The 18372-nt window shown below is 30.0% G+C and carries 19 protein-coding genes; 3 read left to right on the top strand and 16 right to left on the bottom strand.

What is annotated here, in order from left to right:
• Window positions 1–66: 66 nt before the first annotated feature.
• The 5 genes from dnaN to PBN93_RS15915 form a co-directional block, all read right to left on the bottom strand.
• Entirely contained in the window at window positions 67–1188 is a 1122-nt protein-coding gene (gene dnaN / locus PBN93_RS15935; RefSeq protein WP_013622762.1) for a DNA polymerase III subunit beta, read from the bottom strand.
• A 130-nt stretch (window positions 1189–1318) separates the two neighbouring features.
• Window positions 1319–2986: a gliding motility-associated ABC transporter substrate-binding protein GldG gene (gldG, locus tag PBN93_RS15930; RefSeq protein ID WP_271081102.1), complete on the bottom strand. Its 1668-nt coding sequence runs from the start codon at window positions 2984–2986 to the stop codon at window positions 1319–1321.
• Window positions 2986–3717, bottom strand: a complete 732-nt coding sequence (gldF, locus tag PBN93_RS15925) for a gliding motility-associated ABC transporter permease subunit GldF (RefSeq protein ID WP_077404628.1) — start codon at window positions 3715–3717, stop codon at window positions 2986–2988. The genes gldG and gldF overlap by 1 nt, the downstream gene beginning before the upstream one ends.
• Before the next feature lie 4 nt (window positions 3718–3721).
• On the bottom strand, window positions 3722–4018 hold the full coding sequence (locus tag PBN93_RS15920; protein WP_271081101.1) for a putative quinol monooxygenase: 297 nt from the start codon (window positions 4016–4018) through the stop codon (window positions 3722–3724).
• A complete protein-coding gene (locus tag PBN93_RS15915; protein ID WP_271081100.1) occupies window positions 4019–4849 on the bottom strand; it encodes an SAM hydrolase/SAM-dependent halogenase family protein in 831 nt (276 codons plus the stop codon).
• Between the two features lie 128 nt (window positions 4850–4977).
• On the opposite strand from PBN93_RS15915, the gene PBN93_RS15910 reads away from it, so the two are divergent.
• Together PBN93_RS15910 and PBN93_RS15905 are read left to right on the top strand one after the other, a co-directional pair.
• The gene (locus PBN93_RS15910) at window positions 4978–5931 is read left to right on the top strand and encodes a PhoH family protein (protein ID WP_077404619.1); all 954 of its coding nucleotides are present in this window, start codon (window positions 4978–4980) and stop codon (window positions 5929–5931) included.
• Between the two features lie 9 nt (window positions 5932–5940).
• On the top strand, window positions 5941–6891 hold the full coding sequence (locus PBN93_RS15905) for a phosphoribosylaminoimidazolesuccinocarboxamide synthase (protein WP_271081099.1): 951 nt from the start codon (window positions 5941–5943) through the stop codon (window positions 6889–6891).
• A gap of 49 nt (window positions 6892–6940) precedes the next feature.
• Here PBN93_RS15905 and PBN93_RS15900 read toward each other — a convergent pair whose 3' ends face one another.
• Together PBN93_RS15900 and PBN93_RS15895 are read right to left on the bottom strand one after the other, a co-directional pair.
• Window positions 6941–7345 carry a response regulator gene (locus PBN93_RS15900; protein WP_077404613.1) on the bottom strand — a complete coding sequence of 135 codons (405 nt, stop codon included), beginning with the start codon at window positions 7343–7345 and terminating at the stop codon, window positions 6941–6943.
• Between the two features lie 5 nt (window positions 7346–7350).
• Window positions 7351–9645, bottom strand: coding sequence for a PAS domain-containing sensor histidine kinase (locus PBN93_RS15895; RefSeq protein WP_077404610.1), 2295 nt, complete (start codon window positions 9643–9645; stop codon window positions 7351–7353).
• 325 nt (window positions 9646–9970) lie between these two features.
• Between PBN93_RS15895 and PBN93_RS15890 the strand changes: the two genes are divergently transcribed.
• A complete protein-coding gene (locus PBN93_RS15890) occupies window positions 9971–10357 on the top strand; it encodes a YchJ family protein (RefSeq protein WP_077404607.1) in 387 nt (128 codons plus the stop codon).
• 2 nt (window positions 10358–10359) lie between these two features.
• On the opposite strand, the gene PBN93_RS15885 is transcribed toward PBN93_RS15890, so the two are convergent.
• The 9 genes from PBN93_RS15885 to PBN93_RS15845 form a co-directional block, all read right to left on the bottom strand.
• Entirely contained in the window at window positions 10360–11703 is a 1344-nt protein-coding gene (locus tag PBN93_RS15885; RefSeq protein WP_271081098.1) for an exonuclease domain-containing protein, read from the bottom strand.
• Window positions 11700–12473 carry an XRE family transcriptional regulator gene (locus tag PBN93_RS15880; RefSeq protein WP_077404600.1) on the bottom strand — a complete coding sequence of 258 codons (774 nt, stop codon included), beginning with the start codon at window positions 12471–12473 and terminating at the stop codon, window positions 11700–11702. The genes PBN93_RS15885 and PBN93_RS15880 overlap by 4 nt, the downstream gene beginning before the upstream one ends.
• Window positions 12474–12594: 121 nt before the next feature.
• Entirely contained in the window at window positions 12595–13671 is a 1077-nt protein-coding gene (gene cydB / locus PBN93_RS15875) for a cytochrome d ubiquinol oxidase subunit II (RefSeq protein ID WP_271081097.1), read from the bottom strand.
• A gap of 2 nt (window positions 13672–13673) precedes the next feature.
• Window positions 13674–15005 (bottom strand): cytochrome ubiquinol oxidase subunit I, encoded by a 1332-nt coding sequence (locus PBN93_RS15870; RefSeq protein ID WP_271081096.1) that lies wholly within the window; start codon window positions 15003–15005, stop codon window positions 13674–13676.
• Between the two features lie 89 nt (window positions 15006–15094).
• Entirely contained in the window at window positions 15095–15682 is a 588-nt protein-coding gene (locus PBN93_RS15865) for a class I SAM-dependent methyltransferase (protein ID WP_077404589.1), read from the bottom strand.
• A complete protein-coding gene (gene trxA, locus PBN93_RS15860) occupies window positions 15682–15978 on the bottom strand; it encodes a thioredoxin (protein ID WP_271081095.1) in 297 nt (98 codons plus the stop codon). Before trxA ends, PBN93_RS15865 begins: the two co-directional genes overlap by 1 nt.
• Before the next feature lie 285 nt (window positions 15979–16263).
• Window positions 16264–16860 (bottom strand): hypothetical protein, encoded by a 597-nt coding sequence (locus tag PBN93_RS15855; RefSeq protein WP_271081094.1) that lies wholly within the window; start codon window positions 16858–16860, stop codon window positions 16264–16266.
• Window positions 16861–16864: 4 nt separating this feature from the next.
• Window positions 16865–17185, bottom strand: coding sequence for a hypothetical protein (locus PBN93_RS15850; RefSeq protein ID WP_013622745.1), 321 nt, complete (start codon window positions 17183–17185; stop codon window positions 16865–16867).
• A gap of 55 nt (window positions 17186–17240) precedes the next feature.
• The gene (locus tag PBN93_RS15845) at window positions 17241–18083 is read right to left on the bottom strand and encodes a hypothetical protein (protein WP_013622744.1); all 843 of its coding nucleotides are present in this window, start codon (window positions 18081–18083) and stop codon (window positions 17241–17243) included.
• Window positions 18084–18372 lie beyond the last annotated feature (289 nt).

The raw sequence follows: 18372 nt of genomic DNA, 5'->3' as shown, positions 1-18372 counted from the left end.
ATTTTAAGAATAAAAAAAGAGGACATTACGTCCTCTTTTTTGGTTTTTTGTGTTGGGTATTTTAAATTATGCGTTATTAAGCATAACAGGCATTACTAACATTGTTACGTGTTCACCTTCATCTACACCATCAATAGGAGTTAAAATACCAGCTCTATTTGGTAAACTCATTTCTAAAGAAACATCATCAGAACTTAAGTTACCTAGCATTTCTACTAAAAATCTAGAGTTAAATCCTATTTGCATATCATCTCCTTGGTAAGAACATGTTAAGCGTTCTTCTGCTTTGTTACTGTAATCTATATCTTCTGCAGATATATTTAACTCTGCACCAGCTACTTTTAAACGTATTTGGTGCGTAGTTTTGTTAGAGAAAATAGATACACGCCTTACAGAACTTAAAAGCTGAGTTCTAGAAATACTTAATACATTTGGATTCTCTTTTGGTATTACCGCTTCATAGTTAGGGTATTTACCATCTATTAGTCTACATATTAGTTCTGTATTGTCAAAAGTAAATTTAGCATTACTCTCGTTGTATTCTATAGTAACATCATTTTCACTACCACCAAGTATACCTTTTAATAAAGTTAAAGGTTTTTTAGGCATTATAAATTCTGCTACCTGAGATGCAGTAACATCTGTACGTTGGTATTTTACAAGTTTGTGAGCATCTGTAGCTACAAACGTTAAATTTTCTGGAGAAAACTGAAAAAATACACCACTCATAACTGGTCTTAGGTCGTCATTACCAGCAGCAAAAATTGTTTTGTTAATTGCAGTAGCTAAAATATCACCTAAAATAGTTGTAGTACTTGGGTTAGATAATTCTACAGCGTTAGGAAATTCTGCGCCATCTACGTATGCTAATGCATATTTACCGTGGTTACTACTAATTTCTACTGTATTATTTTCCTCAACAACAAAAGTTAATGGTTGTTCAGGAAAGGTTTTAAGCGTTTCTAATAATAATTTTGCTGGCAAAGCAATTGTACCTTCATTATCAGAATCTACCTCTAATACAGAACTCATTGTGGTTTCTAAATCTGAGGCAGAAACAGTAAGACTGTTTTGCTTTAATTCAAACAAAAAATTATCTAAAATTGGCAATGTGTTACTGTTATTAATAACACCGCCTAAAACTTGTAATTGCTTTAGCAAATAAGTACTAGATACTATAAATTTCATCAGCTATATAATTTTCTTCATTTATGGTTAGGCTCTCAAATGCCTTTAAGTATTTTTCAATAAAATTTAAAAAATCCTTGAAACAAAGATATTTTAATTGTGCTTTTAACGAAAACAAACTTATTAACACTTATTTACCGTATTTATGTTTTCTGTAATAATTAAAAAGCAAACCAAATAGTAGTGTTAAAACCACTGGTAATGCTATGTTTATAAGTTGCCACTTGGTTTTTTGAGCTACAATTTTTTCTTTATCTAAGAAAGGAATTGCAACTTTTTTTGTTCGGATGTTTATAAGTCCACTATCATCTAACAAGTAATTTATGCTGTTTACCATAAAATCTTTGTTCCCGTAAGCATTATTTGTCCACTTATCATAACCAAGTTGTAAAGGCTTTCCTTTGCTTATTTGGTTTTTTACTACATCACCATCTGCAATAACCAACATTTTATTGTTTGTACCAACTTCTTTGTTGTTTTTTAGCGCAAATGGTTTTACGCGGTTGTTATAAACAGATTTAAATTTGCCTTCTACCAGCACAGCTAAAGGCTTGTTACCATTGTTATATTCTTCCTTGTTTGGAGCTTTGTTAACCAAATCTAAGCTAATAATATTTGGAGCGCCAACAACTGTAGATAAGGGAGAACTATAGTATAAAATATGTTTTTTATAATTGTTATTATTCAAAACATCTATACTGTTTGCAAACTGAAAACGTAAAGCTTCTAAATTGTTGTTAATTGGGTGGTCGTTTCTAGAAAATACCATAGGATTAAATGGCCACGGCACTGGGTTGTATTGGGAGTTATTGCCATCTCCTTGGGCTAAAACAATTTGTGTAGCATATATATCTTTTATTAAAACAGGATTTACACGTAAACCATATTTAAAAAAGAAATCTTTTAAGTTTAAATCTCTAGGAAAAGCTAAAGATTTACCTTCATTATTAAACAAACTATCTAGCTCCATACTAACATTATCTATAAGCCACATAGATTTTCCGCCATTTACAATATATTGGTCTAACACATATTTTTCTTTATCTGTAAATGGTTCTGTTGGTTTAGCAATTAAAGCAAGGTCATATTCCTGTAATTGGGCTAATGTTTTCTCTGGATTGGTAGCAACAGAATCTAAGGTAAAAGCTCCAATGTTATAATATTCTTTAATGGTAGACAGGTAGTCTGCAAGGTAAATATCTTGCAACTCACCATTACCTTTTAATACTGCTATTCTCTTTTTTTGCTTGATACTTAACTTACTAAAAGCATCTGCAAAAGAATACTCTAAATGTTGTATAGAGTTGGTTACTCGTTCTTCTGTTGTAGCACCTAGCTTATTTTTAAGCAGGGCAACCTTTACGGTTTTATTGTTGTAGTTAACCATAGCCCAAGGAAAAACAAATTCCTGAGACACTTTACCGTTTTCCTCTACAGTAACATTGGCAGGTGTTAAGCCCAGTTTTTGCATTTCTGCAATAGCATTTTCAGAAGTGCCTGTAGTTTCTAAAGGATTAATAAAGTTAAATTTAATATTGCTATTTTCAGCTTTAAATTCTTCTAAAATTTGTTTTGTTTCAGACTGTAGTTTTACAAATTCACCTGGCAATTGTCCTTCTAAAAGAACATCAATAATAACAGGGTTGGTAAAATCTTGTACAGTTTGTAGTGCTGCATTAGATAAGGTGTATCTGCTATCTTCAGTAACATCTATTCTTGTGTAAACATAGTTAGATATTGTATTAAGTATTATTAGGGCAATAAAACCAATAGCTACGGAGGTAAGTATCTTTTTCATTATTGGTTTAAATTTTTAAGTTGAACAACAGTTAAAAACAAAAAAAACACGGTTACACTAATAAAATATACCAAATCTCTTGTGTCTATAACACCGCGTGCTATACTTTCAAAATGTGCTTTCATTCCTAAAGACGCTATTGTAACAGCTGTGCTACCGTCTGTAAACAATGTACTAATACCTTGAAAACCGTAAAAGCAGGCAAAACAAAGAATTAAAGCCAGTAAAAATGCAACAATTTGGTTTTGTGATAAGGTAGATGCAAAAATACCAATAGCAGTGTAGCTTGCCATTAAAAATAAGAGTCCAAAATAAGAGCCAAAAACTACGCCCATATCTATATTTCCTATAGTTTGCCCAAGCTGAGACAAGGAGTAAACATATAAAAAGGTAGGTATAATAGCTATAATTACAAGGGTAAGTGTACCTAAAAACTTACCAATAACGGTTTGCCATAAAGATATTGGTTTAATAAATAGTAGTTCTAAGGTTCCTGTTTTACGTTCCTCAGAAAAACTTTTCATAGTTATAGCTGGTATTAAAAATAAAAATATCCAAGGAACAAGAAAAAAGAAGTTACTTAGGTCTGCAAAACCATAATCAAAAATATTGTATTCTCCTTTAAAAACCCATAAAAATAGGCCGCAAAATATTAAAAATAAGCCAATGACCATATAGCCAATTGGCGACGTAAAAAACGATTGAATTTCTCGTTTGTAAATGGCGTACATCTAATTAATTTAAAGTTTCGTTTTTATTTACAGTCCAAGCTTCTGGTTTAGCTGCAAATAGTATTTTAGTTTTTGCCCAAACACCTGTAAATAAATCTGAGTGTCTGTAAGCTTCTAAAGCATCTTCATTATCCCAATAACTATAGGTAAAAAATATAGCAGGATTATTTTTGTCTTGGTATAGCTCTAAAAAGTTACAACCATCAAAATTTCTAATTAAATGTTTAGACTGGTTAAATATATCTTCAAAGCTAACAATATTTTCAGTTTTAAACGTCAATTTTACAATGCGTACTATCATTTATAAAAAATTAATGGTTATGGTATCTCTATAATCTAGTCCTAATAAGGTAGATGCACCACCAACAGTTGTTAAATTACTTTTGTAAATAGCTAATTCTAAAAACTGAGATGAGTTAAATAACGCCAATAAATCTCCAGGCCCATTTCGTTTATTTTTTTCTGCATCAAAATTAATAATATCACTATACTTGTTATGTATGGTTTTTAGTATTTTACCACGTACCCTAACTTCATAATCTCTTCCATTTTTATAAGCTTCAAACAAGTTTTTTTGAATATTACTAACAACATTACCGTAATTATCTATATAAACAATGTTGCCAATTATTGTTTTACCACCATCTATAAGTTGCGGCACAAAATCTTTAAAAGTTTTTAAATTGTTAAAGGGTCTGCCAACAACTTCCATTTTACCGCCACGAACCAAATGGCAAGCAGCTTTTATAAAAACATCATAAGTAGGGAAAGACCCATCTTTGGTATCTGGTATATTAATAGAAACTATTTTTTCTGGTTTAACTTCAGAAGTTATTAAACAAACAACGCCGTTGTTAGCACTTATAAAATAATGCCCATCAACATAAGTAATAATATGTTCATTTTCTTTGGTAAGCTCGGCATCTACACCTACAATATGCACTGTACCCTTAGGAAACGTTTTGTATGAGTTTTTAAGAATATAGGCACATTCCTGTATGTTAAACGGATTTATGCTGTGTGATATATCAACAATAGTTGCATTTTCAATTTCGCTGAAGATTGCTCCTTTTAGTGCGCCAACAAAATGGTCTTTGTATCCAAAATCAGTAGTTAGTGTTAGTATTGTCATTTATGACTGTTGATATGTTTTTTGCCGTGGTGAAGTGATTTTGATTAAATTTGTTATACAAAATTACATAAAAAAATAGCCAACTAAAATTTATATTTACGTCCTAACCTTTTAATACATTTTTTCATTTGAACGAAATCATAATTGAACTCACAGAAATAAGTCCTAGAGAATTTTTTGGGCATCAAAATGCGCATATAGATTTATTGAAAAAATACTTTCCAAAACTAAAAATTGTTGCTCGTGGCAGCAAAATTAAAGCTTACGGAGATGATGAGCATTTAGAAGAATTTGATAAGCGTTTAGATATGCTTATGACCCATTTTGCTAAGTACAATAAAATAGACGAAAATGTAATTGAAAGGGTTTTTACTAGTAATAGCCAAGAAGATTACGCTACAAAACAGAGTAGTGGAGACGTTTTAGTACACGGTGTTAGTGGTAGGCTTATTAAAGCACAAACAGCTAACCAACGTAAATTGGTAGAGGCGGCAACCAATAATGATATGGTTTTTGCTATTGGCCCTGCAGGTACAGGTAAAACATATACTGGTGTTGCTTTGGCTGTAAAAGCTTTAAAAGAAAAGCAGGTAAGACGTATTATTTTAACTAGACCAGCGGTAGAAGCAGGAGAAAATTTAGGTTTTTTACCAGGAGATTTAAAAGAAAAACTAGATCCTTATATGCAACCCTTATATGATGCTTTGCGTGATATGATTCCCGCTGAAAAATTAGCACATTACATAGAAAACGGAACCATACAAATTGCACCAATGGCATTTATGCGTGGTAGAACGTTAGATAATGCTTTTGTTATTTTAGATGAAGCACAAAATACAACACATGCCCAAATGAAAATGTTTTTAACACGTATGGGTAAAAACGCAAAATTTTTATTAACAGGAGATCCAGGACAAATAGATTTACCACGAAGGGTAATTTCTGGTTTAAAAGAAGCTCTTTTAGTGCTTGCTAATGTAGATGGTATAAAAATTATTTATCTAGATGATAAAGATGTTGTAAGACACAAATTAGTTAAAAAGGTAATAGAAGCATATAAAAATATAGAGCATCAAAATTAAAATGTACTAATGAATACAATTACAGATACCAATTTTAAATTTCCTAAACAAGTAGACGTTTACAAAGGTAAGGTTAGAGAAGTATATCGTTTAGAGGATGATATTATGGTAATGGTAGCAACAGACAGACTTTCTGCTTTTGACGTAGTTATGCCTAAAGGAATACCATACAAAGGGCAAATACTAAACCAGATAGCTACAAAAATGATGAATGATACTGCGGATATTGTTCCTAATTGGTTATTAAAAACACCAGATGCAAACGTAGCTATTGGTCACGCTTGTGAGCCTTTTAAGGTAGAAATGGTGATACGTGGGTATATGTCTGGACACGCAGCTAGAGAATACAAAGCAGGAAAAAGAATGCTTTGTGGTGTGCCTATGCCAGAAGGTTTAAAGGAGAATGATAAGTTTCCTACGCCTATTATAACACCAGCTACTAAAGCTGAAATGGGAGACCACGACGAGGATATTTCTAGAGAAGATATTATAAAACGAGGTATAGTTTCTGAAACCGATTATAAGCAGTTAGAAGATTACACTTTTGCTTTATTTAAAAGAGGAACAGAAATTGCAGCTAAACGTGGTTTAATTTTAGTAGATACTAAGTATGAATTTGGTAAAACTAAAGACGGTAAAATTGTATTAATTGATGAAATACACACACCAGATTCTTCACGTTACTTTTATGCAGATGGTTATGAAGAACGACAAGAAAAAGGAGAGCCACAAAAACAATTATCTAAAGAGTTTGTGCGCCAATGGCTAATAAGCAACAATTTTCAGGGGTTAGAAGGGCAAACACTACCAGAAATGACAGATGAGTATATTGCATCTGTATCTGAAAGATATATAGAGTTGTATGAAAATATTACAGGAGAAACTTTTGTAAAAGCAGATATAACCAATATACAAGCAAGAATAGAAAACAATGTTTTACATTGTTTACAAACACTTTAATTTAAGTAACAAGTTTAAAAAGACCGCTATTTTGCGGTCTTTTTTCTTTTTAAGCATTTAAATTTTCTATAATAGACTTTAATTGTCCGGGTTTTATTGGTTTAATTATATAACCATTAATTTCTGATACATTATTAGCACGCTCTATATCTACAGGGTCTACAGATGAAGATACCATATAAACCGTTATTTTTTTATCTAACTGAGGTTTAAACTTTGTATATTCTTCCATAAATTGAAAACCATCCATAATAGGCATATTGTTATCTAAGAAAATAACATCGGGTAGTTCATAATTATTTTTAATATTATCTAACATAAAATCCTTTGCTTCTTCACCATCAGAAAAAACCATAATTTTTTTTGCTAAGCCTAGGGCTTTTATTGTTTTTACTATTGTAAACTGATAGATATCATCATCATCAATAATACATACGTTAAAATGGTTTTTCATAATTTTTAGTTTAGGGTTACTATAAAGGTCGTTCCTTCATTTACTTGGCTTTTGGCACTAATTGTGCCTCCAAGAGATTCTATTTGTACTTTGGTCATAAATAAACCTATACCTTTTGCTTGTGGGTGTCTATGAAAAACTTTGTTTAAACCAAAAAGCTTATGTCCGTGTTTTTCCAAGTCTATCCCTAAGCCATTATCCTTTACGGTTAAGGTTATTCTGTTTTTTATTAATGTTGTTTTTAGCTCTATAACAGGGTCTCTGTCTGGAGATTTGTATTTAAGAGCATTACTCATTAAATTTAAAAAAATACTCTCTAAATATAATTTACTGTACAATACACTATCTACCAATGAAAAATCGCTAATTATTGTTGCATTTGTCGCTTCTATTTCACCAGTTAAAATTTCTTTAGTTTTATTTAAAATATCTTCAAAATTTAATTTTTTTAATTCTGTAGGAGCTCCATTAGAGGTTTTTAATGCCTCTACAAGTGTGTCTAAAGTTTCAGTTAAATGACCAATAACAATTTCAAACTTGCCAAATATTTCAGCTTTATCCTCCTCATCAGTAGCACTATTATAAAAACCTAAAAGTGAATTTAAATTGCTAACAGGAGCTCTTAAATTATGAGATGTAATATGTGCAAAATCTGCTAATTGTCTGTTTTTATTAAGTAAGTTATCTGTTAGGACTTCTAATCTCTCTTTTGCTTTTAATATTTTATATTCGGAGTGTTTTTGTTCTGTAATATCTCTTATAGCAACAGAAATAAGTAATCCTTCTTCTGTTTCTAGCGGAGACAAGCTTATTTGTATAGGTATTTTTTCGCCATTTTTGTGTAACGCATACAATTCTTTACTTTTTTCAGTTTCACTCGTTTTAATATTAGTAAAAAAATTATTGTTGTTACTTTTGTATGTATGCATAAACTTCTCTGGTATAAGAAGTTCTACAGGTTTATTTTTTAGATCTATAGAAGGATAACCAAATAACTTTTCTGCTTGTTTATTGCTAATTTGTATAGTACCTTCTTCATCTACAATTAACATTGCGTCTGGAGCAGACTCTAGTAAGCCTCTAAATTTTATTTCGGCCATACGTAACTGCGTTACATCTTGGCAGGTACCAATCATTTCTATAGGTTCTCCCAGCTCATTGGTAATAAGTTCTCCTAATAAGTGTACTGTTTTAGTGGTGCCATCTTCTAATACAATACGGTGTAAAACATCTGTAAACTTATCTTCTTTTACTGTTATCTCAATAAAATTAGATACTTCTTTACGGTCTTCAGGATGTATATGATTAAAATAAGTGTCAAAAGTTACCTTTTTTAATATTTTAGGGTCTCTACCAAAAATATTATACATATTTGCAGACCAAATAATTTCATTACTAATCATATTCCAGCTCCAATTACCCATCATAGTAATTTGTTCTGCGTAATTTAAAAGCTGATTTTTTTTAAGTAGTTCTGCTTCTGCTTTTTTGCGGTCTGTTATATCATAAAAAATGCCTAAAATGCCTAAGTATTCATCTAAATCATTTTTTAATGGGGTTAATGATAGTTCTACAGGAAAAAGAGTTCCATTTTTTTTCCGAAATGTCCACTCTCTAGTATCTTTAATATCTTGTAAACCCAATTCATAAAAAGGGTTAAAATTTTGTATATGTTCTTTGTTAAATTTAGATGCAAATTCTTTACTGAAACTTGCTAATTCATCTTTCAATAAAATAGATGTTGGGGGTAAATTACCAATAACTTCTTCTGCTGAGAACCCTAAAAGTTTTTCTGCTCCAGAATTAAACTGCATCACATCTCCTTGTTTATCTATAGAAACAATAGAAACTGCACTGGAGTTTATTATAGACTTTAACTCACTATTTACGGAGTGTAGTTGGGTTTCTGTTTTTTTTATTTCGGTAATTTCCTGAAAAATTCCGTAGACACGGGTAATAATTCCATTTTCTTTATCTGCAAGTCCAATTTTACGTGCCCATATTTTTTTTCCTGTTATGGTTTCTAAAGCAACTTCTTCATCAAAACTATCACCATTATTAATAAGGTTAGTCATACACTCTTTTATATTTTTTCTATGAACTTTGTCTTTAAAAAGAGTAATGGTTTCCTTTAAGTTTATTTTATTTCTATTTTTTAAATCTAAAATATCACTAGTAATTTTATCTAAAGTATAATCTTTTGTGGTTAAGTTTAGTTCCCAAATACCAATACGCGCCACATTATTAATACGTTCTAGCGTATTTTTAATTTTAGGGTTTTCTTCAATTGCCTTATGCATTTTAAATTAATTTATAAACTTTTTAAGCGTTATTGCTATTCCTTTGGGGAGATTCAATATTCTAAAAATAGCTATTTTAATGAAATTAACACTTATTGTATCTAATAAATGTTTTTCTTTTTATGTTTTTTCGATAAAACACATTGTAATTTATTAGTTTATTTTACATATTATACATCTATTTTTATGTTCCATTAAAACTATAATTGCACTATTTTCTATTATCATATTAATAAAAAAAGTATAATGATAATTAAAAATATAAAAACTATTTGTTATTTTAGGGCTTAATTATCAGCTATTTACTTTTAATACTCCAAAAATTATGCAATGCCCTTGTTCTCCTACGCAACTTTATGAGAATTGTTGTAAAAAAGCCCATTTAGATATAACAAAAGTAGAAACCGCAGAACAGTTAATGCGTTCTAGATATAGTGCATTTGTGTTAGCTAATATTGATTATTTAAATAGGAGTCATTACAGTAAAACAAGGCCTAAAAAAAGAGAACAAAATGAAATTAAAGAGTGGGCAAACTCTGTGCATTGGATAAAATTGTCTGTGTTAGATTTAGAGAAAGGTACTAAAACAGATGCTACAGGAATAGTAGAGTTTAAAGCATATTATATGGAGGATTCTAGCATTATTATTTTACACGAAAAGTCTAATTTTTGTAAAGAAAATGGGCATTGGGTGTACGTAGATGGTAGGTAGATTTATGCTATTTTTTTGTGTTTTACACTACGTAATATTTTCTGAATATCTAAATTATCTTTTTGAGGAATTAAGTAGTTTTCTAGTTGTTCATTACTTGTTATAATTTCAGTATTATTTATAAATCCATAGCCCATATAAGTGCCGTTTTTTAATAACACAAAAGCTTCTTCATCTTCTGTTCTTCCTTTTTCTTTATAGACTTCTATTTTTGCTATTTTATGTATATGTTGTATTGCATTATTAACTCTTATATTATATTCTTCAGGAGTTTCATTTTCTCTGCAAATACCGTTGCAAGCACTAATTTTATGGTGGTTACAGGCTTGTACGCCTTCTTGTAAATGGCAATATTTAGGACATAAATTGAATAAAAAACATAGTTCTTCTACATAAGCTCTGCATTGCCTTACGTTAGAAAAAACTTTTAAAGGGTTAGGGCTATTTTTTAGTGTATTATAAGCTAAATGTATTATACCTTTACGATCTGTATAGCAAAAAATAGCATAGTTTTTTAAATTTCTTTTGGCTAATTGGTTATACTCGGGATAATGTTGTTTTATAGCGGCATCCTCCATAAGTAATGCAATAAGTTCACTGCCAGATAGCTCAAAGTCTATATCTGCTGTTTCTCTACACATATCTAAAGCCTTTTGTGTTTTACTGTAAAAATGAGATAGGACCCTTTTTTTTAAATCAACAGCTTTACCTATGTATATAATTTTCCCTTTTTTATTTTTAAAATAGTAAATACCAGGAGTATTAGGTAACTTATTAAAAACCTCTGTTGGAAGGTGAGATGGAAGTGTCCCTTCTTTAGATGTCTTTTTTAAAAAACTATTAAAAACGGTTGTAGCATTTTCTTGTTGCAATAAAATTTTAAATAAAGTTACAGTAGCTTCAGCATCACCTCTAGCTCTGTGTCTGCCTTCTATGGTTATGTTTAAGTCTTTACATAATTTACCTAGGCTGTAGGATTTGTGACCGGCTAATAATTTCCTGGATAGCCTAACAGTACATAACTTCTTTCTTCTAAAATCCTTGTCTACAGCTTTAAACTCGTTACGAATAACATTATAATCAAAATTAACATTATGAGCCACAAATATGGTGTCTTCTGTAATATCTAATACTTGTTGGGCAATTTCTGCAAAGGTAGGAGCATTTGCAACCATTGCGTTGTCTATACCTGTTAGTGTAGTTATGTAATAAGGAATTACATCTTCTGGATTTACTAAAGACGTAAACTCATCTACAACCTTATCTCCATTAAACTTAAATATAGAAATTTCGGTAATTTTATTAGTTTGGCCGGTAGTTTCTACATCAATAATTGTGTACATCATTTTAAAGATTTTTCTAATGCTTTTAACTCTACACCAAGTGTATTAAACATTGTAATTATGCTACTTATTTTAAGCTCTTCTTCTGTATATTCTTGAGTGTTAATACTACAGGTAAATTCCCAAATCTCTAACACTTCATCAATAGCTACTTCATAAGGCTCATATGCGTTGTTGTCTGATACTAATTTTAGAGTATTGTTTTTTTCAATTTGATTATAGACTCTTTTGTAAACCATACCATCATTAAGTGTAACTAAAACATATGTTTTGCCACTGGTAATATCTCTTCTGTCTTCTATAAATTTGCCAATTACAAATGCGCCATTTTTCATAGGCAGCATAGAGTCGCCCTTAATAGGAAAAGCTCTGTGTTTACCTGTGGGTAAAAAAGGAAGCTTAATTTTAGATAATTGCTCTATATACTCGGGATCATCATAGCCAGCTAAATAACCAGCAGAAGCGGCAACAGGTACAATTTCTATTAAATTTTCATTGCTATCATCTACTTGTATAGGAAAAAGTACACGTTGGTTGCCAATTTCTATAAAAGATGCGTCTGTAGCTTTGCTTAGATCATTACGTACCAAGACATCTATAGGTAACTTAAAATAGTCAGACAATTGTATAAGAGTTTCAATAGTAGGAGCAGAACGACCTTCTTCATAAGAACTTACACGGGCCCTTGTTATACCTAAATCTTTAGCTAAACCCTCTTGTGTAGCACCTTTTAAGCTTCTTAAATGGCGAATATTTGTAGCAATAAAAATCATAATGCTACAAATGTAAACAATAAATGCAATTAATTGTAGCTAAATTATAAGTTAAAAAAGTTTATTTATAGTTAAATTATTTTAGTTGTTTGATTTTTAATGGCTTATATAATTTTGTTTTTTAATGTTCTCCGTAGCCAACATCATCCATTTTACCGTTAAAAACTTTGTATTGTATAACCATATAAATTGCAACTAGTACGGCAGCAATTGCAAACCAGTGAACACCTACAGAAAGTCCGTATTCATCTGCAGCAACATTATATAAAGTTAAATCTGGATTTATATTATTTGTAGATGGCAAAACCTTGGGAAATATTGAAGCTACAGTAGATGTTAATCCTCCAAATAAAAACAACGTAGAAAATACAAATCCCATTCCATGCTTTTTAAAATGTTTTACCTTAAATAAACCAAATAGGCCAATAAAAGCTATTAAAGGAAATATGCATAACAAAGGTTTGTCTATAAAATTATGAAAAGGATCTGGCTCTATAATGTGCCATATAGATATGGATATAATTACTAATGCAAGTAAAACTATATTTAAATTAAAAACTACTTTTTTTAGTTTTTCATTGATATCAGAATTAGTTTTAAATATAATCCAGTTTGCACCGTGTATTGTAAGCGCAACTACACCAATAATACCTAAAAGCAGGGTGAACCAATCTATAATACCTAGTTGTTCTGCGTGCGGACTAAAACTAGGGTTCCATAATGGTAAAAAGAAATAGTGTGCTTCATGTGTAGAAACACCATCTACAACATTGCCTAAATTTACGCCTCTAACAACATTACCCAATGCTACACCAAAAAAAAGTGCTAATAGTAAACTTGCAATTCCAAAAGCCTTATCCCATATAGTTTCCCATATTTTATTGTGTATTTGTCCCCGAAGTTCTAGTCCTATGGCTCTAAAAATAAGCAACCATAAAATTATAATTAATGGCAAATAAAACCCACTAAATGACGACGCATACAAAGTAGGGAAAGCAAAAAATAAAACACCACCAGAGGCAATTAGCCATACCTCATTAGCATCCCAAAAAGGACCTATTGCATTAGTTATTGCTTTTTTATCCTTTTCTTTTTTTGCAAAAAATAAATGTATAATTCCTGCCCCAAAATCATAACCATCTAAAATTACATAAATGGCAAGCATTGTCATTAGTATTATATACCAAAATAGTTCCATAATTAGTGGTTGTTTAGTTTTGGACCTTTATTTATAATTTTTCCTGCAAGCATTAAAAATAGCAAGCCAAGTAGTAAGTATAGGCCAATAAAGCCTAATAATGTAAAAAGTGTATTACCAGATGAAACTGTTGGCGAAGCCCCATCTGCGGTACGTAATAAATTGTATACAAGCCAAGGTTGCCTACCTAATTCAGCAGTGTACCAGCCTGTTGTATTGGCAATGTAAGGAAACGGCAACATAAACATTATAGACCATAATACCCATTTAGTTTTGTAAAGTTTTTTACGAAATAATTGTACAACAGCAACTAACATTAAACCAATAAAAATTGTGCCTAACCCTACCATAATATGGTAAGCATAATATAAGCTAGGTATGTTTGTAGGGTGCAAGTCTTTACTAAACTCATTTAATCCCTTAATTTCTGCATTCCAGTCTTGGTATGTTAAAAAGCTTAATATGTTGGGTACCGCAATTTTATTGTCTAATTTTTTTTCAAGCATATTGGGTTGTCCAATAAGAACAATTTCGGAGCCACCTTTTTCGGTTTCAAAAATACCTTCCATAGCGGCAAAAGTAACAGGCTGGTGTTTAGCCACATTTTTTGCAACTAAATCTCCTGTTGGGAAAGCTACCAATAGGCTAGATATTAAGCCAAAAATAACACCAGTTTTTAAAAATAACTTACCAAATTCATTGTGTTTATTATTTAATAGATAGAAAGCACCTATAACAGCAACTACAAAAGAAGATGTTACTAATGATGCCGCTTGGTTATGTAGGTATGAAGGTAACAACCACGGGTTAGAAAAAAGCGCGCCAAAATTATTTAAAACAAACTTACCATTTTCTAAAATTTCATACCCAACAGGATATTGCATCCAGGAGTGCGTTGCAATTATTAAATAACCACTTGCCCAAGAGCCTAAAAACACAAGAAAACCAGTAACAAAATGCAGTTTATGACCTAAAAGTTTTTCACCAAAAATAAATAGGCCTAAAAAAGAAGATTCTAAAAAAAATGAAAACATACCTTCCATAGCTAAGGTTTGCCCAATAATACCACCTGTAAGCTCAGAAAACTTAGCCCAATTGGTGCCAAACTGAAATTCCATAGGAATACCAGTTACAACACCCATAGCAAAGTTAAGTGCAAAAATTTTCATCCAAAATTTAGCAGCTTCATTATATTTTAAAGTATTTGTTCTAAGAAATTTCCATTTAAAATAGACAATTATTAAGGATAAGCCCATTGTTAATTGCGGAAATAAATAATGAAATGTGATAGTAAACGCAAATTGCATTCTATCATAAAATAGCATGTCCTCCATATGCTTGTAAGTTTATGCTATAAAAATACAACACAGATGCTAAAAACTATGTAACATTTATTACAAATAAGTGTAAGAATTAAAAGTATTTATTTTTCTTTTTTTGTAATGATAAAAAACAATTCTTTCCCTGCTCTAGGTTTTATAGAATTGTAGGCTTCTTCCATAGTTTTAATCTTAAAATATGGAGTAAAATAAGTAAGATACTCTTCTTTAGAGCCACCAAAAGGAGGTTCGTTATCATTTAAAGGTAGGTTAAAGAGTAACCCCGCAACTTTGCCATTTGTATTTAGTAAATTATAGGCTTTTAAAACGTATTTAGATCTTAAATTAGGGTTTATGGCGCAAAAAAAAGTTTGTTCAATAATTAAATCAAACTTTATGTCTAAATCAAAAAAATTAGAGTGGAGTAGGTGTTCTTTAGGAAAACTTGGTACTCTAGTGCTAAAATTATTTAATGCTGTTTTAGAAACATCTACAACATAAATATTTTTAAAATTGTTGTTATGTAAGTATTCTGCCTCATAACTATTTCCGCCACCAGGTATTAAAATACGTGTTTCTTTATTTTTTAATTGGTCAAAATAATTTTTTAAAGGTGTAGAAATTTCACCAATATCCCAACCAATATCGCTTTTTTTATACCTGTTGTCCCAATAATCTTCAGTAAGGTTCATTAGCTAGCTTGTGTAATAATAGATAGTAATTCGTTTTTTTGTAACACTCCAGACTGTCTCCAAACTTGCTTTCCGTTTTTAAAAAGCACTAAAGTAGGCACGCCCTTTACTTGATATTTAGAGGCTAATGTTTGGTTTTTGTCAACATCAATTTTAATAATTGAAACCTGATCCTTTAAACTTTCTTTTACATCCTTTAAAATTGGGCTCATTGCTTTACAAGGGCCACACCATTCTGCATAAAAGTCTACTAAAACAGGGATGTCTTTATTTATGATTTCAGAAAATTTCCTCATACACAAAAGTTATAATGTTATGTAAGAGATAAAGTTACAATATGTCTAAAAATTACGTTAGTAATGAAGCTTAAAATTTTTATAAAAAAAAAGCGATTTAGTGAAAACTAAATCGCTTTTTAGAGTTGTAGCGAGAACGAGAGTTGAACTCGTGACCTCCGGGTTATGAATTTTACCCTTTATTTTTGTTACTCTGTATTTCATTGATAGTTAGTGTGTTGTAATAATGTAAATTTGTTAAAAATTATAGTTTTGGGTGCTGTTTTGGGTGCTGATATTTATAAGTTATTTTTTTATTACATACTTATTTCCAGCATCAATTAATCTTTGGTTAAGTGAGAACACATCTATGTTTTGAACGCAAAAATCTTCATCATCAGTTATAAATTTAATGCTAGTATTATTAAAAATATTTTGATAATAAAAGTCATTGAAATCTAATTTTTCAGGAAAAGCTAAGAGATTGGATAAATTTACCTTATTAAAGGAATCTTCAGCTGAGTGTAATTTGTGTTCAAATGCACTAATATCATCAAGTAAATTTAAATAGGAATCTCTATATTCTTGGCTAGGACGATAGTTAAATTTCATATAATGTTTTTCTTCTTTTTTATTGCTGAACGATTTTTTTATGTCAGTTAAAAAATTCTGAAAATCAATATGTAAACATACGTTTAGTATTTCTGAAATTAACAGAGGAGTAATAAATATTTTTGAATTATGACATTCAACTATTTTATCAAATAAGTCAGAGTATGTTTTATCTTTTTTGTTAATATGACCTAACTTTGGTTTTAATTTTTTAATCCAAATATTAGCATCTAAAAAATAGTTATAATCACCAACATTGTGGTTTCTGAGGTTTCTTATGTTATAGGCCATTAATTTAAATTGCTAATAGAGCGTTCTCAATATTTTCATCATGAGAATGGTAGTTTTTAGCATTTCTTAAAACACTATTTATTTTAGATTCAATTCTAGGATTATTAGATTCAAAAATAAAAGAATTTATCATAGAAGGATTAAGAACAGCAAGTTTGCCTATAGAGGCATTCAAGAAACTAGTTGTAGTTCTTGTTATGTTGATAAATGATAATTTATAAGTACCAATAGGAAGGTCTTTTATTTCTTCGTAAAGAGTAGTTCCTTGAGAATGACTTATTGCATTATTATTATTTAAAAATAAAGAAATATCAATATTTTTCATATGAGGTATATGTAGGTAGTTGTGTGTTTTAGTTTAAATATAGTGCAAAATTATTTTAATAACAATTAAAAACCAAATTTATTGTAGTTCCTAATAAATTATTATTTAATGTTTTATATGTATTAAAATTCATTTCTTGATGTTTTGAAGTCCAATATACGTTACCTGTTACTATTTCTAGTTTTCCTTTGTTCTTTATCATAAATTGATGTAAGTCAAAAAGGCCTAGACCACCGGGAGTGTTTTTGTGAATTAAATCCTTAGTAGAATTTCCATTCATTATAGCCCAACGTATAGCTTCAATACTGGTCTTTATTTCCTTTTTTTTAATACTTATCGGTTCTAAAAAGCCAACACCAATATCGGCTAATGTAAATTTTAAAATTTTCTTTGTTGGGTAATATTGTCCGCAGACAAAAACTGGATACTCAGTTTTTGAATGTATTTCATAGTTTTCAAAAACTTCTAATAAATTGCCAAGTATATTTTCCTTTAAATCTTCATTTTCCTTTAAACTTCTATGGCTTAAAAGGTCATTATCTAAATAATCTAAAAAATTATGAGATTCATTTTTATAAAATTTTCTTAAAGTTACTGTTGAGCTTCTAGCATCACTTGCATTTTCATCAAATAAATAAAAACCATTTCTAATTAAAATATCAAATTTTTGTTTTAAGAAAATTTCATCAGTAGAGAAGTTTAGTCCCCTTTCCTTATTGAGCTTAAATATTATACCTTGAAAAACGGCGCATAAATTAGCGTCAATCCATTTTAAATCATAAAAATCTATAGATATATGGGTATAACTGTATTTTTTTGCAGTATTGTAGAAATTAAGTAATTTATTTATTCCGTAGTTATTTGTGTTTATAGAGCCTGAAAGCTTAATTACGTACATTATCTAAATTAAGTTGTGAATTTAAAATCGATTTGTAAAGTTAATTACATTTTATTTTAAAAATTAAATCAAATATGTAATAAAATTATTTAAGTTCATTACTGGATTCCGTAAGTTTTTCTAATTATTGTAAAATTAATTCAGTTGTAGTTTTTATAGTATGTAATATTTGCAACTGTATATAGTTTAACAATATAAATTTGGGTACTCTTTTGGGTGCTGTTTTCCTTTTTTGATAGTTTATCCCGAAAGGTCATATAAAGCAAAACCCCCTGTATTTAGGGGGTTT

This window comes from Cellulophaga omnivescoria (genome assembly GCF_027915275.1).
GTDB classification, from domain to species: Bacteria; Bacteroidota; Bacteroidia; order Flavobacteriales; family Flavobacteriaceae; genus Cellulophaga; species Cellulophaga omnivescoria.
Note: the sequence above shows the minus strand (reverse complement) of the source record. Positions and strands in the feature narration are given on the sequence as shown.